Here is a 23802-nt window from a genome sequence, read left to right as displayed (position 1 = left end):
ATCAGGCAACAGGAACCAGTTTTAAAATCTCTCTGAGCACATCATCTGTGCTTAAGCCCTGAGCTTCGGCATCGTAAGTTAAAATCAAACGATGACGTAGCACATTAAAAAATACTGCCTGAATATCATCCGGCGTAACAAAATCACGGCCTTCTAACCAGGCTTTAGCACGGGCACAACGTTCCAAAGCAATACTGGCGCGGGGGCTGGCACCATAAGCTATCCATTTCGCCAGTTGCTCGCTGTAGGCGGCGGCATTACGGGTTGCCATCACCAGCTGCACTATATAGTTTTCCAGGCTTTCGGCCATATGCAGTTTTAAAATGTCCTGACGGGCGGCAAAAATATCGGCCTGACTGATAGGGCTTAATTTGGCTTTTTCATGAGCTAAAGCTTCACCCCGGGTTAAACGTAAAATAGCCAGTTCAGTGGCTGCATCCGGATAATCCACTTTGAGGTGCAATAAAAAACGGTCGAGTTGAGCTTCAGGCAAAGGATAAGTGCCTTCCTGCTCCAGCGGGTTTTGGGTTGCCATCACTAAAAACAGTTCGGGCAGGGCATAGGTTTTACGGCCTACGGTAATTTGTTTTTCTGCCATAGCTTCTAACAAGGCCGATTGCACTTTAGCAGGAGCGCGGTTAATTTCGTCAGCCAGAATAATATGGTGAAACAAAGGGCCAGCCTGAAACTCAAATTGCCCGGTTTCAGGACGGTAAATATCAGTGCCTGTTAAATCGGCGGGTAATAAATCCGGTGTAAACTGAATGCGGTGAAAACGACCTTCGACGCCATGCGCCAAAGCATTCACTGCTCTGGTCTTGGCTAAACCCGGTGGGCCTTCCACCAGCAAATGACCATTGGCCAATAAAGCCAACAAAATACCTTCCGTCAGCGCATGCTGACCTAAGACCTGACTGTCCAGATAGTCTTTTAAAGCGGAGAATGCCTTTACCATAATACTCACTACTGTTTTTAAGTTATTGTCGTCAGCTATTGTTGTTTATTTTCCAAGCAGTTAGCTCAAAAAAAAGCTAGGCTAAGACCACTTGCTTTTATATAAGGTTCAAGACGTTTTAAAACAAGTGTTTTAATTTGCCTGATCTCTGGTTACAATCGAAATTATCTACAGGTCAGACCTGTCACGAGTCACACTAAGAGGATTGTCCATGGCTGCGCCACTACAACTTACCACACGTCAAGGAGACCGTATCGCCATAGTGCGTGGTCTGCGTACTCCATTTGCTAAACAAGCCACCGAATTCCATGGCGTCTCAGCGCTGGAACTGGGCAAGCTGGTCGTCAACGAACTGCTGATCCGTAGCGAATTGTCGCCCAAGTTAATAGATCAATTGGTTTTTGGTCAAGTTGTACAAATGCCGGAAGCGCCAAACATTGCCCGTGAAATCGTATTAGGCACTGGCATGAATGTGCATACAGATGCCTTCAGCGTCACCCGTGCTTGTGCTACCAGCTTCCAGTCTGTGGTCAGTGTGGCCGAAAGCATGATGGCTGGTGTCACCGAAATCGCTATTGCCGGTGGTGCAGATTCAAGCTCTGTTTTACCTATTGGTGTCAGCAAAAAATTAGGCCGTGCTTTGGTCGATTTAAACAAAGCCAAAACTTTTGGTCAGAAACTGGCGATTTTCCGCCGCTTAGGTTTAAAAGATTTATTACCAGTACCTCCAGCAGTGGCTGAATACACCACTGGCTTGTCTATGGGTGATACGGCTGAACAAATGGCCAAAACCCACGGCATCAGTCGTGCCGATCAGGATGCGATGGCGCACCGTTCACACAGCCTGGCAGCGCAAGCCTGGAAAGATGGTTTATTAAAAGATGAAGTGATGGCCGCTCACATCGAGCCGTACAAAACCTTCCTTGAAATCGACAACAATATTCGTATGGATTCCAAGCTGGAATCGTACAGCAAGTTAAAGCCTGTATTTGACCGTCAGTTTGGTACTGTCACTGCAGCCACCAGCACCCCTTTAACAGACGGTGCTTCCGCTGTATTGATGATGACCGAGAGCCGTGCTAAAGCCATGGGCTATGAAGTCTTAGGTTATATCCGCAGCTATGCTTTTGCCGCTATTGATGTCTGGGAAGATATGCTGATGGGCCCGTCTTATGCGACACCTATTGCTTTGGACCGTGCTGGTCTGAAACTGTCCGACTTAACCCTGATTGAAATGCACGAAGCTTTTGCTGCTCAGGCGCTGGCCAATATGAAAATGTTTGGCAGCAAGAAATTTGCTGAAGAAAAACTGGGTCGCGCTGAAGCCATAGGTGAAATTGATATGGCAAAATTTAACGTCATAGGTGGCTCTTTAGCCTACGGCCATCCTTTTGCGGCGACAGGCACCCGTTTAATTACTCAGACTTTAAATGAATTAAAACGTCGTGGTGGTGGTATTGGTTTAACCACGGCTTGTGCTGCCGGTGGTTTAGGCGCGGCCATGATAGTGGAGACTGAATAATGAGCCAACCGACCTTTAGTTTAAGTATTCGCCCTGATCAAATTGGGGTGATTAGCATGGATGTGGCAGGCGAGAGCATGAATGTGCTCAAAGCTGCTTTTGCTGATGAAATTAAATCTTTGCTCAGCGAAATAAAAAACAATAAAGACATCAAAGGTTTAGTTATTATCAGTGGCAAGCCAGATTCATTTATCGCTGGTGCTGATATTTCTATGCTGGATGGCTGCACTACAGCGCAGCAAGCCGAAGACATTGGCCGTATGGGCCAACTGGTGTTTAACCAGCTTGAAGCTTTATCTATTCCATTAGTGGCCGCTATTCATGGCCCTTGTTTAGGTGGTGGTTTAGAGCTGGCGCTGGCCTGTCATGCCCGTGTCGCGACTACAGACAACAAAACTGTATTGGGTTTACCTGAAGTGCAGCTGGGTTTATTGCCTGGCAGCGGTGGTACTCAGCGTTTACCTCGTCTGGTTGGTATTCAAAAAGCTTTGGATATGATTTTAACCGGCAAGCAGCTGCGTGCTGCTCAAGCGAAAAAAATTGGTTTAGTGGATGCCGTAGTCCCTAAAAGTATTTTGCTGGAGGCCGCAGTGCAGTTGGCGCTTAAAGGCAAACCTGCAGCTCGTGACGTCAAACTGAACTTTGTTGGTAAAGTGCTGGAAAAAACGCCTTTTGGCCGCGCCATAGTGTTTAGTCAGGCAGAAAAACAAACTTTAGCCAAAACCCATGGCAATTACCCGGCACCTTTGAAGATCCTCAAAGCCATTAAAGCTGGCGTGGATGGTGGTTTTAATAAAGGCCTGGATGTGGAAGCCAAAGCTTTTGGTGAGCTTTGCATGACCAGCGAGTCCAAAGCCTTACGTTCATTATTTTTCGCTACGACTCAGATGAAAAAAGAGACTGGGGCAGGGGATGTTCAACCGCGTAAAGTGCGTAAAGCCGCTATTTTAGGCGGCGGTTTGATGGGCGGTGGTATCGCCAATGTCACTGCTACTAAAGCCGGTGTGCCGGTGCGGATTAAAGACATCAGCCAGCAAGGTATTTCCAATGCAATGAAATATAGCTACAGCCTGCTGGAGAAAAAGCTGCGTAAACGTTTTGTCACTAAGACTGAAGTGCAAAAGCAAATGTCCCTGCTGACAGGTACCACAGACTACAGCGGTTTCCACGATGTGGATTTAGTAGTTGAAGCTGTGTTTGAAGATTTAAATTTAAAACAGCAAATGGTGGCTGATATCGAAGCCAACTGCTCTGAACATACGGTCTTTGCCAGCAACACCAGTTCATTGCCTATAGGCCAAATTGCAGCCAAAGCGGCTCGGCCTGAAAATGTCATTGGTCTGCATTACTTCTCTCCTGTGGATAAAATGCCACTGGTTGAAGTCATAGCCCATGACAAAACCTCGGCTGAAACTATTGCCACTACTGTGGCTTTTGCCCGCAAACAAGGTAAAACGCCGATCGTCGTAAAAGATGGCGCAGGTTTTTACGTCAACCGTATTCTGGCGCTTTATATGAATGAAGCGGCCAATATACTGCTTGAAGGCGAACCAGTTGAAGCGCTGGATAAAGCGCTGGTGAAGTTTGGTTTCCCTGTCGGTCCTATTACCTTACTGGATGAAGTCGGCATAGACGTAGGCGCTAAAATATCGCCCATTCTGCTGAATGAATTGGGTGAGCGTTTTACTGCACCAGCTGCATTTGACCGCTTACTGGCGGATGGCCGTAAAGGTCGTAAAACCGAAAAAGGTTTTTACCTGTACGGCGCCAAAGCCAAAGGCAAAAAGCAGGTCGATGCTTCCGTTTATACCGTACTGGGTTTAAACCCGGCGGCTAAACTGAGTGGCGATCAAATAGCGCTGCGCTGCGTGGTGCAAATGCTGAACGAGGCCGTGCGCTGCTTAGAAGAAGGCATTATCAGCAGTGCCCGTGACGGTGACATAGGCGCCATCTTCGGTATAGGCTTCCCGCCGTTCTTAGGCGGCCCGTTCCGTTATATCGATCAGATGGGTGCTGCCACTTTAGTAGCGCATCTGCGTAGCTTTGAGAGTCGTTTTGGCGCACGTTTTGCCCCAAGCAAGCTGTTGCTGGAAAAAGCAGAACAAAATACCACTTTCTATTAAGCCATCCTTTGCTCCTGAAAAGGCTGCTATCTGTCCGATAGCAGCCTTTTTTATTTCTCTTTGCTGCTGTTTTAACAGGGTTTTGTTTTGTTACATCTTATTCGTCGCATAAGTTGCCGCTGTGGTGGTGGTAAAACAGCTGTTGTGTTAACGTTTTGTTGTTTTTAATCACTGAATCCACACAAAGAAAGAGAGAAAAACATGCCTAATCCGATCCGTATCCTTGGTTATGGAGTTGCCATGCTTACCAGCATCCAATTGATGGCGGCTATGCCATCAACCGCACCTGTCGCGCCAACCAAACCCTATGTGGTTAAATCAGAAAATGGGGACAGACAAGATCCCTATTATTGGCTGCGGGATGATAAACGACAGGCACCAGAAGTGCTGGCGTACCTGAATGCCGAAAACCAGTATTACCAGCAGTATGCCGACCAGTACAAAACACTAAACAAAACGCTTGCTGATGAAATTATTGGCCGGGTGAAGCAGGATGACAGCACTGTCCCTGCCATTAAAGGGGACTATTCCTATTACACCCGCTTTGAGCAAGGCAAAGAGTATCCTATTTATGCCCGTAAACCCAAAGCAGGTGGTGCTGAGCAAGTGATGCTGGATGTGAACAGCATGGCAGAAGGTAAAGATTTCTATCAGATAGGCAACTTTCAGGTCAGCCCTAATCAGCAGTTGCTGGCGTATGCAGAAGACACCACGGGCCGTCGTAATTACAACCTCAAGGTACGGGATTTACGCACAGGCAAAGATTTAGGGACTGTGATTACCGGTGCTGAAGCCTCTTTGGCCTGGTCGGCTGATAACAGTCAGCTGTTTTATATTGAAAAAGACCCGCAAACTTTATTAGGCACCAAAGTGCGCCGCCATACGCTAGGTCAGGATGTGGCGAAAGATGAAGTTTTGTACGAAGAAAAAGACAGCAGCTTTTATATGGGCGTGGGCAACAGTGCTGATGATCAGTTTGTGGTGATTTGGCTTGGCAGTACAGTGTCCAATGAGATGCTGGTGCTGAAAAGTGATGATAAGTCTGGCAAATTTACCTCTATAGCACCACGTCAGCGCGATTTTAAATACGAAGTTGAGCATATCGATAATCGTTGGGTGATCATGACCGACTGGGATGCGCCTAACTATAGGTTGATGACAGTGAAGGATGACCAAATAGGCGATCGCAGCCGCTGGCAGCCGTTGTTGGCTCATAACCCGGATGTATTTATTGACTCATTCCAGCTGTTTACCGACTACCTGGTGATTAATGAGCGTAGCAATGGCCTGGACAGAGTACGTTTGATGCCATGGTCTGATTTAAGTAAAGCCCAGTATGTCGAATCAGATGAAGCCGCTTATGTGGCAAAAACAGATAACAATCCAGAACAAAACAGTCTTTGGTTACGCTACCGTTATACATCGTTAACCACTCCGCCTTCTGTGTACGAAATGCATATGAAAACAGGCGAAAAACGTTTGTTGAAGGAACAGGAAGTCTTAGGTGGCTTTGATAAAAACAATTATCAGACCGAACGTGTCTGGGCCACAGCAAAAGATGGCACCAAAATTCCGGTCAGTCTGCTGTATAAAAAGGGCCTGAAAAAAGATGGTACAGCACCTTTGTATCAATATGCTTATGGCTCTTACGGTATTTCCAGTGCACCGTCTTTTCGCAGCACTGTGATCTCTTTAGTTGACCGAGGTTTTGTGTACGCCATCGCTCATATTCGGGGTGGTCAGGAAATGGGGCGTGCCTGGTATGAAAACGGTAAGTTATTGAAAAAAATCAATACCTTTACTGACTTTATCGACGTCACTGATTACCTGGTTGCTGAAAAATATGCAGCTAAAGATAAAGTCTTTGCCATGGGCGGCAGTGCCGGCGGTCTGTTAATGGGCGCTATAGCCAATATGGCTCCGGAGAAATACCGTGGTCTGGTGGCACATGTACCTTTTGTTGACGTGGTCACTACTATGCTGGATGAATCTATTCCGCTGACGACCAATGAGTTTGATGAGTGGGGCAATCCAAAACAAAAAGTTTATTACGACTACATGCTGTCGTATTCACCTTATGATCAGGTAAAAAAACAGGCTTATCCGGCCATGCTGGTGACTACGGGTTTGCATGATTCACAGGTTCAGTACTTTGAACCGGCGAAATGGGTTGCTAAGCTGCGTACCGTAAAAACCGACCAGCAGCCTTTGCTCTTCCGCACCACTATGGAAGCAGGGCATGGTGGCAAATCCGGGCGTTTCTCACGTTTGATTGAAGTTGCGGACGAATACGCTTTTATTTTGTCTTTGTTACCAACCACACCTAAGTCTTAATTCAACACTATAAAAAGCGGCGCAGGGCTGATGATCTGCGCCGCTTTTTTATTTCCGCTGGCCTGACTTGGGCTTTCGTCGCATTTGTAGTCATTTTCTGCAGTCAGTACCAGCTCGGTCTGGTATAGTGCCGCGGTTTTTTTTAGCCGCATTACTAAGCAGCAGTAATAAGCAGGAGTTCGGTGTGGTTTTTATCCTGAGCCTTTTTTGTCTGAGTAGTGTCAGTGTCTATATTGCGGCTTTACGGGCTGGTATGGCCGCTAAACGCTGGGCTTTGGCTGCTTTGTGTTTGGGGCCTCTGGTGCTTCCCTTGTTTCACAATCATAAAAGACTGACGCTACGCCGCGCTTTTGGCCGCTTTTCAAATTTCTTTTAGCATTGATCCTGCCTGATATTCATTACGTATCAAAATTTGCAATTTGGACGGATTAAAAGGGTTATTCGTCAACCAGTTGCGATTATTTTCTGAGCAAAATGTGTCTTCCGAGGCATTACAAAATCATTTCTTTTGACAAAGCAAAATTTTTGTTTGACGAGTCTGATTTTGTTTACCATACTGCGCACAGTTTGATTCGGATAGCTGTAGATACAACAAAATTAGAGGAAAAAAGTGATGCAGCAAAGTTTTGTCGCTAATCGTCGCTTTTTCGATGACCAGAATTTCCCAAAGGGATTCACCAGGTCCGGGCGCTTTACTCTGGCAGAGGGTAATCTGCTGGAAAAACATGGCAACGCCATGCAGGAACTGGAAGCAGGCTCACGCCAGCCAGTCAATGAAGAAGAACAACGTTTTATCGCTGTTTGCAAAGGCGAACAGGAAGCAGCCAGTCAGTATGAAAAAGTCTGGTTGAAGTACAAGCAACGTTTGCAGGAAAAACGCAAATTTCATACCGTATTTGGTAAGAAGCGTATTGCAGATGGTGGCGAAGACTTCTCGTTTGTAGATAACGACGCAGATTAAAAAGTAACACTCTGAAGAGAGGGTTAGCTCAGATCCAGTACTTGGTATTGGATCTGAACTAACCCTTTTTTGTTTTATGTTATGGATGCTGTCTGGCTAAAGCCCCAAGACCTTTTTAACCTGGCACTGCAGTCAGTTTTGGTTTTTGTTGTTTCTGCTGTTTTAAGAACAAACCAAAATCATGAGCCGACAACGGCTTACTATAGAAATAGCCCTGAATAATCTCACAGCGCAGCTGCTTGAGCTGTTGTAACTGCTCAGCTTGTTCTACCCCTTCCGCTACTACCGTCAGGTTCAGGTTATGCGCTATGGTGACTATAGTGTCCACCATATTGCGGCCACGAGCCGTATTCATATCGTCGATAAAAGCTTTATCGATTTTTAAGGTATTGAGCGGAAACTGTTTTAAATAAGCCAAAGAGGAATAGCCGGTACCAAAGTCATCCATCGCCAGATGAATACCACGGGCCCGTAGCTTCTTCATGGTATCGATCGCCAGTGTTGGCGACTGCATAACGGTACCTTCAGTGATTTCCAGTTCCAGATGATAAGAGGGCAGTTCAGAGCGCTGCAGAATGTCATCTATCTGCTCACATAAAAACGGCAGCATAAACTGCTTGGCGGACAAGTTCACGGCAACGCGGCCATGAAATAAGCCCATATCTATCCAGCGTTTGACGTCTTCGCAGGTTTTTTGCAAAACCACTTCACCGATTTCAAGAATTTGGCCTGTTTCTTCTGCCACCGGAATAAAAGAAGCCGGGCTGATTAAGCCTTTTTTCGGTGTGATAAAACGCACTAAAGCTTCCATACCCACCAGTTGACCTGTGACTATGTCCATTTTCGGCTGATAAAACACTGTGAAGTAATCTTCTTTTAAGCCATGGCGGATCAGGTTTTCCACCTGCAATCGTTTCACTGCCAGTTTGTTCATCGAGTCATTAAAAAACAGGTAACGGTTAGCGCCTTCGTGTTTGGCATGGTACATAGCCGTATCTGCATTTCGCAGCAGTGCCTGAGGGTCGTGGCCATCTTCCGGATACAAAACGATGCCAATACTGCTGGTGATCGCCAGTTCGTGCTGCTCGATAAAAAAGGGCAGGTTAATTTGTTTCAGTAAGTCTTTAGCCAGACTGGTAATACTGTGAATATCATTGGTGTTTTCCAGCAGCACTGCGAATTCGTCACCCCCTAAGCGGTATAACTTTGCTTTAAAGCGGGTGAACAGGCTTAAACGCTCGGATAATTTACACAATAAGGTATCGCCGAGCTCATGGCCAAGTGAGTCGTTAATTTTTTTGAAGTTGTCTAAATCGAATACCAGAAGTGCATGCTCTACCTGTTCCCGCACCAGTTGAGTCAAATGACTGGAAAAACGTGCACGGTTTGGTAAGCCTGTTAAGGTGTCTGTGTCTGCTAAACGATTTAGTTCGGCTTCGCGTTTTTTCCGCTCACTGATATCAGAAACTACACCAACAAACTGTTGTACCTGACCCAGTTCGTCTTTAATCACATCAAAACTAAGCTCAGCCTGAAACAATTCGCCGTTATGGCGTTTATCTTCAATTTCACCGGCCCAATAGCCTTGCTCTAACAACGCCTGACGGATTTCATGTAAAAAGCGGGCAGGGTAGAGGCTCAGTTCAAACACGCTGTGCAACACAGATTCACGGCTTTTTCCTGTCATGCTGACAAAGGCCGGATTCACTTCTAATAGCGTAAAATTGGTATCACAGACCATCACCGCATCAGAGATATTATCCAGACAGCGGGCAAATAAGCTTAAACGCTCTTCGGTTTCTTTTAACTGCTGAATATTTTTTAAGGTGCCGGTCATCCGTATTGCCTGACCTTGTTCGTTTAACTGCACCACTTTGCCTCTGTCCAGTACCCAAAGCCATTGGCCATTAGCGGCTTTAATTCGGTAACTGGATTCAAAAATAGGCGTCATGCCATGCATATGTTGCTTCAAAGAACTGGTGACTCTTTCTACATCCTGTGGATGGATCTCAGAACGATTCGGTGGAAATTGCTGGCTGTCACCTGGTTTCTCCAGAGGTTGATGCCAGGAACTGGATCGGTACAGCTGGCCTGCCTGCATATCCCAGTCCCATAATTCATCGCCGCTGCCCCACAACGACAAACGTAAACGCTCTTCACTTTGTTCCAGTTTGGATTGATAACGTCGCATCCGCACTATGCTCAGATGAGCCAGCGTCAGGGCGACTATAGAAAGGGCGGAGATCACTGTCAGCACATAAGGTTGCAACTGCTCCCAGCCTGCAGCAAATACAGGCAAAGGCGCAGTCATAACAAGGCTCAATGGCAGCAATAAAACAGGAGTAAGGCGCACAGTCAGACTTTTTTAATGGATGTCAATTCACGTTAACCAATGTTGTACGCACTGTCAAAGCCATTCCGACAATAAAGGTAATTTCTCTAATAAATTGAACGGGTTTTGTTCAGTTAAATGACTGTGGTCCGGTTTATCTCCTGTAGCCAGAAAAATAGCATCGTAGTCCGGCGCCAATAACTGGTAAAAAAATGCGATAAAATCGTTCAGACTGAGCTGTTCCAGTGCCCGTTCTATCTGTTCATTTAAATCAAACTGATGGTCGCCCTGGCCTATGGCAAGCCAAAGCCGTTTTGCTCTCGCACCTAAGCTGCTGTCGCGCTCTTTGATTTGCGTGGCCAAGCCTTGTTTCATCTGCACGAACTCTTCTTCGTCCAGCTCTTCAAGCTCTGATAGAAAGTTTTTGTAGAAGGCCAAAGTGGCTTTGTACAAATCAGCGCATGAGGCCGCGGGGCTTTGAATATAAAAAGCGATGCCTGGCAACAGATTCATTGGCACATAGCCTGTACCCACCAGATAACCCAATTGCTGTTCTGTGCGCAGAACATGGAAGTATTCCGGAGAGAGTAAATGATTGGCCAACATAAACAGCGCCATATCCACAGGGCGCTTTTGCCGTGATGGTAAATAAATCACCAGCGCCTGATCACTGTGCTCAACAGGCACCTTGACCCAGACAGGCCCTATGCCCTCTGTGTTATAACGCTGACGGGGCAAAGCTTCACCTTGTTGCTGTTCTGCAAGCCAGGATTTTAAAGCCTGACTTAACTGCTCTGGGTCTTTTTTATGCCAATTGCCCAGCATAAAAGCTTCCAGATGCACCTGTTTCAGCAGTTGCTGGTGAAACTGTTGAAAAGTGCTGAAGCTTTGTTGCTGTAACGCCGCTGCCAGTTGATCAATATCCGGGTTCAAAGGCTGTAACAATGAGGACAGCTGGCTGAATAATTTGGACACAGGTTTATTTTTGCTGTGATTTTGCCAGTGCCGAATTAACTGGCGTTTGATTTCATCAAAACGTTGTTCATCAAACTGGCAAAAGGCCATCTGAGCCAGTAAATCAGCGACTAATTTAATTTGATTGCCTGCTAAACCGCTGCTGTGCAGACTGATGCCGTTATGCTGCACATGCAAATGATAAGTCAGGCCCGCCGTAGTGGCGGCATAAAAGCTTTCGTTGATTTGATCCTGAAACAACTCCAGCCACAAACGGCTGCAGGCCATCTGACTTACAGAACCAATGCAGTTAGGTAAATTCAGCTGAACAAAAATATGGCCTTTTGGGGTTTTAAAGTCAGTGTCGGCTTTAAACCATAATTTAAAGCCGGTTTCTTTCGCCACTAACACAGGTTTGGCCATATGATCGGTATCGGCCAGCAAGTTGAGCTCTGTGACCAGATAGGGATTACTTTGCGGCAGATGACTGCTTGCGGGGACTCCTGCCTGCAGGTAGTTATTGATCTGGCTTTGTTGTAGTGGTTGCACACTATATGGCGTTTGATACCAGCGTGCTTCCCGGTTGGCTTTAATTTCAGGGGCAATAAACATTACCCTCATATTGCCTGGTCTGAAATGTCCCAGCAGTTCGCGGTACAAAGCTTCTGGCGGCAAGTCCATACGATAGTCACCATAGACATAATCATCCACCGGATAATGTTGCATATTGACTGACAAATCGCAGGCTCCCTGCAACGCTGTGCTTGGCTCCTGATACAAATAGCTCCACTGCACTAAACGCTGACGTTCCAGAAACAAATGCTCTGGGAATGGCGACTGACGCAGTAATTGCAACTGACCAAACAAAGCTTCAATAATGTGCTCTTTGGCAGATACGCCTTGTTCTGTCAGCTCAAACGACAAAGTGAAATCTTTGTAATTACTGCCGTCTATGCCTCCGCCTGCACTGAGCTGGTTCACCCAGCCGTTGTCTTTTATAAAAGCCAGTAAAGAGCCGGGACCTTCGTCACCTAATAAATGTGCCAAAAAAGAAATCAGTTTGTATTTGTACCAGGGCTGGATATCCGGCAACGCAAAGCTGGCAACCAGCCGCTGGCTAAATTTGTGAGGTTCTATATCCAGTTGCAGAGCTTGATGTTCAGCCAGATACAAAGGCTGCGACAGCGGTGCTTTGGCACAAACATCATTGGGTAAGGCATCAAAATACTGATGAACCAGCTGTTCCAGTTGTTCTAAGGGCAAAGGAGAGACCAGGCACAAGCTCATGCGGCGGGTGCCGTATTGGCTTTTAAAAAACTGCTGCACCGCCTGCTGCAGGCTTTGTTCTGGGGTATCACACAAGGTCAGTAAATTACCGACTGAAAACTTGGCAAAAGGGTGGGCCGGATTGACAGTTTCTTTATGGACCTGATAAATGCGTCTGCTGTCGTCTTTGAGTTTGAGTGAAAACTCAGCTTCAATGGCCTGACGCTCTTTTTCAATGTAATCGGCGTGAAACAACGGCGCGCGAAACATATCGGCAAACCTGTCCAACGCCAGTTCAAAGTAATCTGAATCAATGTCAAAGAAAAAGCTGCTGTGCTCAGTACCTGTCCAGGCATTGTGGCTGCCGCCATGATGATTAATAAAATGCTGGTACTCACCGGCGTCCGGATATTTTTCAGTGCCCAAAAACAGCATATGCTCCAAAAAGTGCGCCAAACCCTGCCGTTCGGCCGGATCGTCAAAATGTCCGACGTTAATTGTCAGGGCAGCAGCACTTTTTTCTGCGTCTTGTTGATGCACTAAGAGTACAGGCAGATCATTGGCTAAAGTCAGCGCCAAGTACTGACGCTTGTCGTTAGGGCTTTGCATTAACTGGCTTTTTTTCAATTTATGCCTCGTGACGGGAACCCTGAAAATACGGAATGCGAGGGTTCATCATAGCGATTAGGAATATAGTAACGCAATTTTATGCTTTATTAGCAGTTACTGTCGGCATTAACTTTCATTATCATAGCGCACTCTTTTCGCGAGCGTCGCGAAGTTGTAACTGGTAGCAACAATGGTTAATTTGGTTATTATGCGGCACGGTGAAGCTGAACCGCAGTACTTGAGCGACAGTGAACGACAATTAACAGCAGCAGGTCAGGCCGAAGTCTGTGAAATGGCAGAATGGCTGCATCACCACTATAGTGCATTTGACCGGATTTTCTCCAGCCCTTATCGCAGGACTGTGCAAACCGCCGCAGTTTTAGTGCAAAAAGGGCTGTCGAGTCATGTTGTTGAACTGAATACAGATCTGGTGCCTGAAGGCAACGCACAGTTAGTGGTCGATTTTCTTGACATGCTGTATGCCGAAAACCCGCAGGCGAAAATCCTGTTGGTATCCCATATGCCACTGGTCAGTTTTTTGGTGGAAGCTTTTACCCGTAGTGGCCAGGCGCCAATTTTTGATACTGCAGGTGTGGCTTGTATTGATTACCATCAGCACAGAGGAATGTTACTGGAGTATGCCTGCCCCAGCATGATCCATCTGGTTAAGTCGGTGTCCTGAGCAATACCAGCAAAGCACCATCCCGGCCCCATTCTGTTGGGGCCGTATGAAAAGCCCGCACATTAGGGTGCTGCACCAGCCAATTCGGTACTCTTTTTGCCAGAATGCCCAAACCTTTGCCATGCACCACACAAGCACAGTTAAAATGCTGTTGTTCGCAATAAGCCAATAAGCCAGCCAGTTCGGTTTTGGCCTGTAGCTGAGTTAAGCCATGTAAATCCAGTACTACGGCCGGGCGAAACTCGCCTCGCTTCAATTGCCGGGCTAAGGTTGGGTCGTCACCTGTCTGAACAAAAGCCAGGGTAGAGCCGTCGCTTAAAAAACCTTCGTACTGATCGGAAAAGTAAAACAAATGGCTATCTGGACTGCTATTTGTTAAAGTGGCGGCCATTCTGACCTTGCCGGGTTGGCGGGCAAAAGGTATCTTGTCCTGCTGCAAGGGGCGTGCGCCTGTTACCGAGTCACGGAACAGCTGTTTTTCATCATCTGGAAGATCTGGAACTGGTGTTTTTTTTCGCATGCCCGAAGTCTAACCAATCACTAGAGTAAAACACAATGACAGAGCATCAAAGTAGCCATCTGACTGCGGAAATTATCGACGAAGCCATCCGCCAGCTGCATTCCATCCACGACTGGTTACGCTGGTCTGTCAGCCAGTTTAATAAAGCCCATATCTATTTTGGCCACGGTACCGACAATCCATGGGATGAAGCGGCTTTATTGCTGGCTCATAGTCTGGATATGGCGCGCATCACTGAAAACCTGTTGCCGCTGCGCGTTACCAGCTCTGAAGCCAAAGTTTTTTGTGATTTGTTATTGCAACGCATTGAACAACGAATTCCGGCCGCTTATTTAACTCAGCAAGCTTTTTTCTGTGGCTTAAGTTTTTATGTCGACGAGCGGGTGTTGGTGCCACGTTCTCCTATAGGCGAGCTGATTAATAGAAGCTTCGAGCCCTGGTTTAAAGAACATGAACCGGCACGTATTTTAGATTTGTGCACAGGCTCAGGCTGTATTGCTATTGCTTGTGCTAAACAGTTCCCGAATGCCGAAGTGGATGCGCTGGATATCAGTGAAGAAGCGCTCGATGTGGCGATATTTAACATTGAACAGCATGAGCTGGAACATCAGGTGTTTCCTATGTTGTCTGATGGCTATAACGCCATTAAAGGCCAGACCTATGATTTGATTGTGACAAATCCGCCTTACGTTGATGCTGAAGATATGGCCGACTTGCCGGATGAATACCATCACGAGCCTGAATTAGGTTTAGCTTCTGGCCATGATGGTTTAGAACTTACTCGCCGTATTTTGGCTGAAGCTGCAGAGCATCTAAACGACGGCGGCTGGCTGATTTGTGAAGTGGGTAATAGCATGGTGGCGCTGCAAGAACTGTATCCGGATCTGCCCTTACAATGGCTGGAATTTGAACGTGGTGGTTTAGGTGTGTTTGCTATTAGCAAAGCCGACCTGGTGAAACATCAGGATAGTTTTGTTGCATAGTTTTGAAACACAGTTTTGAACCACAATTTAGAAGCTTAATTTTCAGAAAATACAAAGATACGCAGGGGTGAATGATGTCGGGTAATTCTATAGGCCAACTGTTTAAAGTGACCACCTTTGGTGAAAGCCATGGCCCGGCCATTGGTGGCATAGTGGATGGTTTGCCGCCCGGCTTAAAGCTCGATCTGGAGCAAATTCAGCTTGAGCTGGACAGACGCAAACCCGGCACTTCACGTTACACCACAGCACGTCGCGAAGACGATATCGTCAAAATTTTATCCGGTGTGTTTGAAGGCTATAGCACGGGCGCATCCATAGGCTTGTTGATTGAAAATACCGATCAGCGTTCACAGGATTACTCAGCTATTAAAGATCTGTTCCGTCCAGGTCATGCGGATTACACCTACTGGCATAAATTCGGTATTCGCGATTACCGTGGGGGCGGCCGTTCGTCCGCTCGTGAAACTGCGGTGCGTGTCGCAGCAGGTGCTATCGCCAAGCAGTACTTAAAAGCCAAATTTGGGATTGAAATTCGTGGTTATCTGGCGCAGCTTGGCCCTGTGAAAGCGCAAAAGTTGGATTGGGATCAAGTAGAGCAAAACGCCTTTTTCTGTCCTGATGTCGATGTGCTGGAGCAGTTAGATGAGTATATGCGTCAACTGAAAAAAGACGGTGATTCAGTTGGTGCCCGTATTAATGTGGTGGCGTCCGGTGTGCCTGTAGGTTGGGGCGAGCCGGTGTTCGACCGGATTGATGCGGATATAGCCCATGCCATGATGAGTATTAATGCGGTTAAGGCTGTAGAAATTGGCGATGGTTTTGCTGTGGTAGAGCAGCGTGGCTCTACCCATCGCGATGAATTGCGCTTAGAGGGCTTTAGCGCGAATCATGCAGGTGGCACTTTAGGTGGTATTACGTCAGGTCAGGACATTAACGTCAGCATTGCGTTAAAACCTACCTCCAGTATCAGCATTCCGGGTAAAACTATTACCACCAGCGGTGAAGAAACAGAGATGATCACCAAAGGCCGTCACGACCCTTGTGTCGGCATTCGTGCAGTGCCTATTGCTGAAGCCATGCTGGCGATAGTGCTGATGGATCATTTCCTACGTCACAGAGCTCAAAATGCTGATGTCATAGTTACGACACCAGATATTGCAAGGCAGCCGTAACGCTTTGGGATAGAATAGAAACGTCGCTTTATGCGGCGTTTTGTTTTTGTACATCGCGGTGATGTGCTTTTAATTTTGTAGTGGAAATCTGATGAAACTTGCCACCACCCCAGCCCTGGGACTTGCTTACTTTGCGTATTTTGCTGTGTTGGGCATTTTTGTACCTTACCTGCCGATGTTTCTCGATGGCCGTGGTTTTAATTCTCACGATATTGGCTTGCTACTGGCGATAGTCACCACCACTCGTATTATTGGCCCGAGCTTGTGGGCTATGGTGGTCGAGCGTAAAGGCGATCCAATCAGCGTCATGCGGTTTGGCGCTGTGCTGGCGTCCATTGGCTGGTTGAGCAGCTATGTTGATCTGGGTTATTGGCCATTGGTATTTGGTCTTGGTTTATTCAGCTTATTCTGGACTGCGATTTTGCCTCAGCTGGAAGTCAGTGCTTTTCACTATCTGAATAATGACAGCAGCGTGTATGGCAAGGTCCGCAGTTTTGGCAGTGTGGGTTACATAGTGGTCGTCATGCTGGGTGGGTTGTTGTTGCAATATTTTGGCTCCGAATTTTTGCCCTGGGGCGCGACGGTTTTTCTGGCTTTGCTGCTTGGCACTTTGTTTTTACTTCCGTCTTTTACGATGAAAAACACCGAAGGGCAGCAGTCTATCCGCTTCAGAACTCTGTTTAAGCATCCGGTGTTTTTACGTTTTATGGCTGCGACTTTTTTAATGCAAATCAGTTTTGCGCCTTTCTACGGTTTCTTTATTTTGTATTGCCGCGATTTAGGCTACAGCGGTGTTACCTCTGGTTTGATGATAGCTCTGGCTGTGCTTGCGGAAATTATCGCGTTTTTTTACGCAGGCAAGGTGCTGAACCGCTTTAGTTATCGTGTACTGCTGACCTTTTGTTATGGCCTGACCATAGTGCGCTGGCTTATTGTGGCTTATCTGGCAGAGCACTGGTATTGGCTGGCTTTTAGTATGTTGTTTCATGCCGCCAGTTTTGCGTTGGCACACAGCTGCGCTATGCAGTTTATTCAGAGCTTTTTTGCACCAGCGCAGCGCAGCCGCGGCCAGGCTTTGTATGCAGGTGTGGTGTATGGCGGCGGTGGTGCTATTGGCGCTTATTGTGCCGGAGTACTATGGGCTGACGGACCTGGCGCTACTTTAACTTTTGTCAGTGCTGCAGTGGCGGCTTTAGGCGCCACCTTAATGGCCTTTTCTTTGCCAAAAACCTTACGGCAACAGCAAAACCTTTAGCGCAGTAGTGAGTTCCTGCTGGGCATTGCAGGCGTAAAAGGCTACAATGCGGCGTTTTTTTTACGCTGTAGAGGGTGTCGTGGCCAGTCTGTTTCGTTTAGGTTTAATTATCAATCCTGTAGCCGGAGTAGGTGGTGCTGTTGCGCTTAAAGGTAGCGATGGCGTAGTGGAGCAAGCTCTGGCATTAGGGGCTGTGCCTCAGGCGCAAAATAAAACTGCTTTGGCGTTAGAGCAGTTGTTACCTCTGAAAGAGCAGCTACAAATACTGACGGTTGCTGGTGCTATGGGCGCTGATTTATTGGCATCTTTAGGCTTTAACTTTCAGATCTGTTATACGCCAGGATCCAGTAACACCTCTGCAGAAGATACAGAACAAGCTGCTACTGCCATTGCAGAGCAGGGCGTGGATTTGTTGTTATTTGCCGGTGGTGATGGCACAGCCCGCAATATCTGTGCTGCGGTCGGCGAGCGAGCTACTGTGCTCGGTGTGCCAGCAGGTTGTAAAATTCACTCTGGTGTTTATGCCATCAGTCCATCGGCAGCTGGCAAAGTCATAGCTCAGTTGGTCAAAGGCGAATTAGTCACCTTAACTGAAGCTGCTGTGATGGATATAGACGAAACCGCCTTTCGCCAAGGCATAGTGCGCGCTAAACGTTTTGGTGAAATGCGTATTCCAGCCGAGCTTCGTTATATCCAAAGTGTGAAAAACGGCGGCAAAGAAGCAGAAGAGCTGGTGCTGGATGATTTAGCGGCCTATATAGCCAGCACCATGGACGATGACGTGCGTTATGTCATGGGCTCAGGCTCTACTGTTGCCGCTGTGATGAAAGAACTGGGTTTGCCTAATACCTTACTAGGCGTAGACGTGGTTGAAAATGGCCAGCTGATTGCGTCCGATGTCACAGCCACAGAGCTGCTGGCACTGGTGCAGGATTACCCAAGCAAACTGGTGATCACCTTAATAGGCGGGCAGGGCCATGTGTTTGGCCGGGGTAATCAGCAGTTAAGTCCTGCGGTTATTCGCGCAGTTGGCCGCGCTAATATTTGTTTAGTCGCCACGAAGACTAAATTACAGCAACTGGAAGGTCGGCCTTTATTAGCCGATACCGGTGATGCAAGCCTTGACCAGCAGTTACAGGGCCTGATCCCTGTGCTGGTCGGTTACAACGATTATGTGATGTACAGACTAGGTCTGGAGGAGTAAAAATGCAGGACGTTCAGGCCTATATTCAGCAGGTTGCCCAGTTTTTAGATGCAATGGTACAACAAGCCAGTGATGATGAATTATTTGCCGGTGGTTATTTACGTGGCCATTTTGATTTAGCTGTGGGCCGTTTAGAACTGACAGAACAACAATTTGAGCGTGCTGAACTTGCGGCTTCTGTACAACAAAGTTTAGATCTGGCTATTGCAGGTGGTGAACTGACGGAGCAGGACCAGGGCCTGGTTTTAGGCTTGTGGCAGCAACTACAACAACTTTCGTGATCTGATGTTGCATCAGATTTAAACTGAAGCCGAATTTGATTTGCGCTTCTACAACGCGCTTTATGCGCCAAACTACAAGTGAACTTTATGTCTACTAAATTTACCAGCTTAGAGCAACACGCCAGTTATGGCATAGGTCTGCAAATGGGTCAGCAACTGGCTGACAATCCGTTTGACGGTTTAGACATTCTGGCGGTAGCCGCAGGTTTAGCTGCCGCTTTCCAAGGTGACGAGCCAGAAGTATCTGAACAGCAAATTGGTGCTGCGTTCCAGGTGATCAGCCAGCGTATGCAGGAACAACAGGAAGAACAAGCCAAAGCTTTAGCTGGCGCTGGTGATGCTTTCCTGGCTGAAAATGCGAAAAAACCAGGCGTGACTGTGACTGAATCAGGTTTACAGTACGAAGTATTAGTACAAGGTGAAGGCGAGAAGCCAACGAAAGCTTCTACAGTCCGTACGCACTACCACGGCACTTTGATTGACGGTACTGTGTTTGACAGCTCGTATGACCGCGGTCAGCCTGCTGAATTCCCGGTATCTGGCGTGATCGCCGGCTGGACTGAAGCGCTGCAACTGATGCCAGTTGGCACCAAGTTACGTTTAACTATTCCACACAACCTGGCTTACGGTGAGCGTGGCGCTGGTGGCAAAATTGCTCCATTTAGCACTTTAGTCTTTGATGTAGAACTGTTGGCTATTATTGGCTAATCTGTTGTTTTGATAAAGAAAAAGGAGCCTTCGGCTCCTTTTTCTATTTAGGTTGAATTTAGTCGTATGGATTGTATTTTTTCTTCTTAAACTGACTGAAAATTAACATCAGTGACAGCAGCGTATACACCACAAAAATCACTCTTGTCCAGACGGGCATAGAGAAGTCCATAAAGCGCCAAGCTATATCACCACACATACCGGTAGGGTTAAAAATTTCTGGAAACCACTTATCTAAAGGCAAACCCAGCGGGAATTCAGGAAACAAACTACAGGTATATAAACCACCGGATTGCACCAGCTCCTCTACACCTATGTGTTCCTGGGTGATCATAAAACCCCAGACAGAACTTGCAGCAAAAGTGAATAAAGCTATCCAGCGCAACAAACCATTGGTCGGCGAGATCAATGCGATCAGGGCTGCCAAAATAACACCTGTTAATGCCGCTCTGGCATAAACACATAGCATGCAAGGCTGTAAATTCATTTGATATTGAAAGTACAATGCCAGACCTAACAACACCGTGGCTGACAGAGCTAAAACGAGCCATGCCGATCGTTGTTTTGACCATTTTGCCAGACTGGATAACATTCGGATCCCTTTGTTTGATAAAACAAAACTATAAGTCGGTCAATCTAAGGCAAAAACAGCCGAAAGACAACCCACAGCACGTCGAACAGCTATTTTTAATCCATAGCTTGTTAACTGCTTTGTCTCTGGTACAATCAGTGCCATTTATCTGACATTATAATAATGACAACGGGCCCCTCCGCATGACTATGAATTTAATTAAAGCGCAAAGCCCAGCTGGTTTTGCTGAAGAATATATTGTTGAGTCCATCTGGAATGGCAAATTTGCTCCAGGTTCCATTTTGCCGGCTGAGCGTGAACTGTCAGAGCTGATTGGGGTGACCCGTACTACCTTGCGTGAAGTATTACAACGTTTAGCCCGTGATGGCTGGTTGACTATTCAGCACGGCAAACCCACCAAAGTAAATAATTTCTGGGAAACCTCAGGTTTAAATATTCTGGAAACGCTGGCTCGTTTAGATGAAGAGCGCATGCCGGAATTGGTAGACGAACTGCTGTCTGCCCGCACCAACATCAGTGCTATTTATATTCGTGGTGCTATCAAAACTCATAAAGACCAGGTGATTGCCTCTTTTGCCGGTGCTGAAGATTTAGCCGACACAGCTGAAGCTTTTGCAGCTTTTGACTACAACCTGAACCATGAAATGGCACTGCATTCCTCCAATCGCATTTATGTGCTGATTTTAAATGGCTTCCGTGGCCTGTATAACAAAATCGCTCGTTTTTACTTTTCATCCTCTGAAGCCCGTGAACTGGCTCGTCAGTATTACAACCAACTGAAGCAATATGCTGAAGCTGGTAAACATGACGAAGTGGTGTTTGCGGTACGTAAGTATGGTAAAGAAAGCGGAAAAATCTGGGCAGGCTTACGCTCACAAATTCCAAAAGATTTAATCGAGTAATCTGAAACCGCCGAAAGGCGGTTTTTGTTTTTTGCATTCATGCAAAAAACTCCTGCGGAGCCTGCTCAAGCAGTCCAAAAACATTCCAGATGTTTTTGTATTCGCCGCCATTTAACAAAGCATAGCCTTGTCACAGCGGGTGGGGCTGGTTATTATATTGCCATATATAATATAACCTTTAGTTATATGGGGCGAACCATGCAAAAGCCTGCTACCCGGCCACAAGAAATTTATCTGGATAATAATGCCACGACTCCTGTTTTGGCTTGCGCTGCTGCTGCGGTGCAACATACGATGCAGCAATGCTTTGGCAATCCAAGCAGTAGCCACAGTACTGGCATTAAAGCCAAAGTCGAGCTGGAAAGCACCAGACAACTGGCACGTCAGCTGATTGGTGCAGGTTCCGGCGATATCGTCTTTACCTCTGGAGCTACCGAAGGTATTCAAAGTTCTATTTTCTCCGCCTTGTTGCATGCCCGCATGTCAGGAAAAACAGGGCCTGCTTATAGCTTGTTGTATGGAGCCACAGAGCACAAAGCCGTACCTCAAAGCCTTGAACACTGGAATCACGTATTGCAGTTGGGCGCGACTATTAGAGCTATCCCAGTTGATCAGCATGGCCTGTTGGATTTTGATTTTATCCAACAAGAATTGCCCAATACTCTACTGATTTGCACTATGGCAGCGAATAACGAAACCGGTGTAAAGCAGGATTTAACCGCGTTGCAGCAGCTTATCCGTGGTGTTGCCCCAGAAGTGTTATGGATGGTGGACTGCGTGCAGGCGCTTGGCAAAATGCCATTGCAGCTGGAACAAATGAGCATAGACTACGCGCCTTTTAGTGGTCATAAACTCTATGCGCCAAAAGGTATTGGTTTTTTATATGTACGTAAGGGCACCCCTTATCAGCCGTTATTGGCTGGGGGTGGGCAGGAGAGTGGCTTACGTTCAGGCACTGAAAACCTGCCAGGTATTGCAGCCTTGCAGGCGATATTTCAGCAGCTGAAATTAAAAGAAGGTTCGGTCTTTCAGCCAGAACAGCAGCTGTGGGGCTATCGTGAGCAACTGCTGTCTGCTTTGCGTCAGGTTTTTCCTGATTTAGTTCTGAACAGCGATCAACCTTATATAGTGCCTACCACCATCAACTTTTCTGTGCCGGGTTTTGCCAGTAAAGACATTATGGATTTGTTTGACGCTGCAGGTATTCGCGTCAGCTCAGGTTCGGCCTGCAGTTCTAAAATCCCGACCAGCTTTGTGCTCAATGCGATGGGTTTGCCGCTGTGGCGTAGTCAGGGCGCTATTCGTTTATCCTTTGGCCCGGCGATGACGCCACAGGAATGTCAGCAAGCATGTAGCGCTATTCTGGCACTAAAGGCGGTGGTCAATTCCTGTTGTCTGGTATTAAGTGACGCCAGTAGTACAGAACTTCAGCCTTTAGCAGGCTTAGTGCAGTTAAAACACGAAGATTTATGCAGCTATTTGCTGGTGTCGGCAGAGACCTCAGAAGTCATTATTATTGATGCTGTATTAGCCCTGGCCAGCCGTATTGCGCTTTTAGTGCAGGGCCATCAGTTAAAAGTACGGGCTATTCTGGATACGCATCAGCATAAAGACCATCCGTCGGCCCGGCCTGAGCTGGTTACTTTGTTAACTGATTTACTGAACCCGGTAAAGACCAACAGCCTTGGCTGGCCTTTAAACGAAACCAGCCTGAAGATGGGGTCTTATCAGTTGAGTACTGTGGCAACTCCTGGTCATAGTCCTGAAGCTGTGACTATTTTGGTACGGCAGCATCAGCGACAAAAATTTGCTTTTGTTGGGGATTTTATTCTGCCGGGAGGCACTGGACGGTTGGATTTACCTGGTGGCGACAGTCAGGCGTTTCGCCAGAGTTTACGAGCTTTAGGGCAGCAATTAGAAGCTCAAACCTTATTAATCTCCAGTCATGACTATGCTCAACGTTTTTTCACCCGTTGGGACCTGATGCTGCAGGAGCAGCCTGTATTGCAACAGATCCTCAGCACCGAAGATACGCCCGATCAGTGGCTGAGTGAATTGCAGCGTCAAACGGACTGGCTGCAACAGCAATCAGGTCATTTTTGTGGCGTGGTCGAGGTTTGTGCTTCCGATGCAACTGCTGTGATTGATAAACATCAGATCGCGGCGTTAATACAGCAATATCCGGCTTTGCAAATTTGGGATGTGCGTGAAGCTCACGAGCAGGCCGCTGGCGCTTTGTCAGTGTATTTGCCTGACCTAGCTTCTAAAGAAGTCCCTTTGTCCGCCTTGGTACAGCAAGTCGCTGAGCAACAGACAAAAACACCACAACCAGTGCTACTGGTTTGCCGTTCTGGTAATCGTAGTTTGTTGGCCGCCAAAGTGCTGAACAGAGCTGGGTTTGAACTGGTGTTTAATCTCAAGGGTGGAGTGGCACTTTTAGCTTGATT

20 protein-coding genes are annotated in these 23802 nt (G+C 47.0%); 14 read left to right on the top strand and 6 right to left on the bottom strand.

All coding sequences use genetic code 11. The features are described 5' to 3' along the window. Position 1: 1 nt before the first annotated feature. Positions 2-955, bottom strand: coding sequence for an AAA family ATPase (locus LSG37_RS02330; RefSeq protein WP_233078250.1), 954 nt, complete (start codon positions 953-955; stop codon positions 2-4). A gap of 211 nt (positions 956-1166) precedes the next feature. Here LSG37_RS02330 and fadI point away from each other — a divergent pair, with 211 nt between their 5' ends. The 3 genes from fadI to LSG37_RS02315 all read left to right on the top strand — a co-directional run bounded on the left by fadI (position 1167) and on the right by LSG37_RS02315 (position 6934). Then, positions 1167-2477 (top strand): acetyl-CoA C-acyltransferase FadI, encoded by a 1311-nt coding sequence (fadI, locus tag LSG37_RS02325; RefSeq protein WP_008897857.1) that lies wholly within the window; start codon positions 1167-1169, stop codon positions 2475-2477. Continuing rightward, the gene (fadJ, locus tag LSG37_RS02320; protein WP_233078249.1) at positions 2477-4600 is read left to right on the top strand and encodes a fatty acid oxidation complex subunit alpha FadJ; all 2124 of its coding nucleotides are present in this window, start codon (positions 2477-2479) and stop codon (positions 4598-4600) included. Before fadI ends, fadJ begins: the two co-directional genes overlap by 1 nt. Before the next feature lie 240 nt (positions 4601-4840). Then, positions 4841-6934 carry a S9 family peptidase gene (locus tag LSG37_RS02315; protein ID WP_233078248.1) on the top strand — a complete coding sequence of 698 codons (2094 nt, stop codon included), beginning with the start codon at positions 4841-4843 and terminating at the stop codon, positions 6932-6934. On the opposite strand, the gene LSG37_RS02310 is transcribed toward LSG37_RS02315, so the two are convergent. After that, a complete protein-coding gene (locus LSG37_RS02310; RefSeq protein WP_233078247.1) occupies positions 6931-7086 on the bottom strand; it encodes a hypothetical protein in 156 nt (51 codons plus the stop codon). The genes LSG37_RS02315 and LSG37_RS02310 overlap by 4 nt on opposite strands. A gap of 32 nt (positions 7087-7118) precedes the next feature. Here LSG37_RS02310 and LSG37_RS02305 point away from each other — a divergent pair, with 32 nt between their 5' ends. Both LSG37_RS02305 and LSG37_RS02300 read left to right on the top strand, forming a co-directional pair. Next, complete coding sequence (locus LSG37_RS02305; protein WP_233078246.1) at positions 7119-7310, top strand: hypothetical protein; 192 nt, start codon at positions 7119-7121, stop codon at positions 7308-7310. 237 nt (positions 7311-7547) lie between these two features. After that, positions 7548-7895 carry a MaoP family protein gene (locus tag LSG37_RS02300; protein ID WP_127023839.1) on the top strand — a complete coding sequence of 116 codons (348 nt, stop codon included), beginning with the start codon at positions 7548-7550 and terminating at the stop codon, positions 7893-7895. Between the two features lie 115 nt (positions 7896-8010). Here the strand turns inward: LSG37_RS02300 and LSG37_RS02295 are convergent, their stop codons facing one another. Further along, on the bottom strand, positions 8011-10206 hold the full coding sequence (locus LSG37_RS02295; protein WP_233078245.1) for a putative bifunctional diguanylate cyclase/phosphodiesterase: 2196 nt from the start codon (positions 10204-10206) through the stop codon (positions 8011-8013). A gap of 96 nt (positions 10207-10302) precedes the next feature. Then, positions 10303-13074 (bottom strand): insulinase family protein, encoded by a 2772-nt coding sequence (locus LSG37_RS02290; protein ID WP_233078244.1) that lies wholly within the window; start codon positions 13072-13074, stop codon positions 10303-10305. A gap of 172 nt (positions 13075-13246) precedes the next feature. Here LSG37_RS02290 and sixA point away from each other — a divergent pair, with 172 nt between their 5' ends. Next, the gene (sixA, locus tag LSG37_RS02285; RefSeq protein ID WP_233078243.1) at positions 13247-13738 is read left to right on the top strand and encodes a phosphohistidine phosphatase SixA; all 492 of its coding nucleotides are present in this window, start codon (positions 13247-13249) and stop codon (positions 13736-13738) included. Here the strand turns inward: sixA and smrB are convergent. After that, positions 13722-14258, bottom strand: a complete 537-nt coding sequence (smrB, locus tag LSG37_RS02280; protein WP_233078242.1) for an endonuclease SmrB — start codon at positions 14256-14258, stop codon at positions 13722-13724. The genes sixA and smrB overlap by 17 nt on opposite strands. A 35-nt stretch (positions 14259-14293) precedes the next feature. On the opposite strand from smrB, the gene prmB reads away from it, so the two are divergent. The 6 genes from prmB to bamJ all read left to right on the top strand — a co-directional run bounded on the left by prmB (position 14294) and on the right by bamJ (position 19861). Further along, positions 14294-15241, top strand: a complete 948-nt coding sequence (gene prmB / locus LSG37_RS02275) for a 50S ribosomal protein L3 N(5)-glutamine methyltransferase (RefSeq protein ID WP_233078241.1) — start codon at positions 14294-14296, stop codon at positions 15239-15241. Positions 15242-15315: 74 nt separating this feature from the next. Next, complete coding sequence (gene aroC / locus LSG37_RS02270; RefSeq protein ID WP_233078240.1) at positions 15316-16413, top strand: chorismate synthase; 1098 nt, start codon at positions 15316-15318, stop codon at positions 16411-16413. 91 nt (positions 16414-16504) lie between these two features. Then, entirely contained in the window at positions 16505-17668 is a 1164-nt protein-coding gene (locus tag LSG37_RS02265) for an MFS transporter (protein ID WP_233078239.1), read from the top strand. A 79-nt stretch (positions 17669-17747) separates the two neighbouring features. Further along, positions 17748-18872, top strand: a complete 1125-nt coding sequence (locus LSG37_RS02260) for an ATP-NAD kinase family protein (protein ID WP_233078238.1) — start codon at positions 17748-17750, stop codon at positions 18870-18872. A gap of 2 nt (positions 18873-18874) precedes the next feature. Beyond that, entirely contained in the window at positions 18875-19153 is a 279-nt protein-coding gene (locus tag LSG37_RS02255) for a YfcL family protein (RefSeq protein ID WP_233078237.1), read from the top strand. A gap of 87 nt (positions 19154-19240) precedes the next feature. Then, positions 19241-19861: a BamJ family beta-barrel-assembly machinery protein gene (gene bamJ / locus LSG37_RS02250; protein WP_233078236.1), complete on the top strand. Its 621-nt coding sequence runs from the start codon at positions 19241-19243 to the stop codon at positions 19859-19861. A 58-nt stretch (positions 19862-19919) separates the two neighbouring features. On the opposite strand, the gene dsbB is transcribed toward bamJ, so the two are convergent. Further along, complete coding sequence (gene dsbB / locus LSG37_RS02245; RefSeq protein WP_233078235.1) at positions 19920-20453, bottom strand: disulfide bond formation protein DsbB; 534 nt, start codon at positions 20451-20453, stop codon at positions 19920-19922. 182 nt (positions 20454-20635) lie between these two features. Between dsbB and fadR the strand changes: the two genes are divergently transcribed. Together fadR and LSG37_RS02235 are read left to right on the top strand one after the other, a co-directional pair. Continuing rightward, entirely contained in the window at positions 20636-21355 is a 720-nt protein-coding gene (fadR, locus tag LSG37_RS02240) for a fatty acid metabolism transcriptional regulator FadR (RefSeq protein WP_233078234.1), read from the top strand. Between the two features lie 198 nt (positions 21356-21553). After that, a complete protein-coding gene (locus LSG37_RS02235; protein ID WP_233078233.1) occupies positions 21554-23800 on the top strand; it encodes an aminotransferase class V-fold PLP-dependent enzyme in 2247 nt (748 codons plus the stop codon). Positions 23801-23802 lie beyond the last annotated feature (2 nt).

The organism is Rheinheimera soli (genome assembly GCF_021290985.1).
GTDB lineage: Bacteria > Pseudomonadota > Gammaproteobacteria > Enterobacterales > Alteromonadaceae > Pararheinheimera > Pararheinheimera soli.
The sequence above is the reverse complement of the archived record's forward strand: the minus strand, read 5'-3'. Positions and strand labels throughout refer to the sequence as shown.

Bases quoted from the DNA above. Each gene is read 5' to 3' on its own strand.
- sixA (WP_233078243.1), top strand. From the start codon at position 13,247: ATGGTTAATTTGGTTATTATGCGGCACGGTGAAGCTGAACCGCAGTAC.
- aroC (WP_233078240.1), top strand. From the start codon at position 15,316: ATGTCGGGTAATTCTATAGGCCAACTGTTTAAAGTGACCACCTTTGGT.
- LSG37_RS02235 (WP_233078233.1), top strand. From the start codon at position 21,554: ATGCAAAAGCCTGCTACCCGGCCACAAGAAATTTATCTGGATAATAAT.
- fadR (WP_233078234.1), top strand. From the start codon at position 20,636: ATGACTATGAATTTAATTAAAGCGCAAAGCCCAGCTGGTTTTGCTGAA.
- LSG37_RS02310 (WP_233078247.1), bottom strand. From the start codon at position 7,086: ATGCGGCTAAAAAAAACCGCGGCACTATACCAGACCGAGCTGGTACTG.
- LSG37_RS02265 (WP_233078239.1), top strand. From the start codon at position 16,505: ATGAAACTTGCCACCACCCCAGCCCTGGGACTTGCTTACTTTGCGTAT.
- LSG37_RS02330 (WP_233078250.1), bottom strand. From the start codon at position 955: ATGGTAAAGGCATTCTCCGCTTTAAAAGACTATCTGGACAGTCAGGTC.
- prmB (WP_233078241.1), top strand. From the start codon at position 14,294: ATGACAGAGCATCAAAGTAGCCATCTGACTGCGGAAATTATCGACGAA.
- fadI (WP_008897857.1), top strand. From the start codon at position 1,167: ATGGCTGCGCCACTACAACTTACCACACGTCAAGGAGACCGTATCGCC.
- LSG37_RS02255 (WP_233078237.1), top strand. From the start codon at position 18,875: ATGCAGGACGTTCAGGCCTATATTCAGCAGGTTGCCCAGTTTTTAGAT.
- LSG37_RS02295 (WP_233078245.1), bottom strand. From the start codon at position 10,206: ATGACTGCGCCTTTGCCTGTATTTGCTGCAGGCTGGGAGCAGTTGCAA.
- bamJ (WP_233078236.1), top strand. From the start codon at position 19,241: ATGTCTACTAAATTTACCAGCTTAGAGCAACACGCCAGTTATGGCATA.
- fadJ (WP_233078249.1), top strand. From the start codon at position 2,477: ATGAGCCAACCGACCTTTAGTTTAAGTATTCGCCCTGATCAAATTGGG.
- dsbB (WP_233078235.1), bottom strand. From the start codon at position 20,453: ATGTTATCCAGTCTGGCAAAATGGTCAAAACAACGATCGGCATGGCTC.
- LSG37_RS02300 (WP_127023839.1), top strand. From the start codon at position 7,548: ATGCAGCAAAGTTTTGTCGCTAATCGTCGCTTTTTCGATGACCAGAAT.
- smrB (WP_233078242.1), bottom strand. From the start codon at position 14,258: ATGCGAAAAAAAACACCAGTTCCAGATCTTCCAGATGATGAAAAACAG.
- LSG37_RS02315 (WP_233078248.1), top strand. From the start codon at position 4,841: ATGCTTACCAGCATCCAATTGATGGCGGCTATGCCATCAACCGCACCT.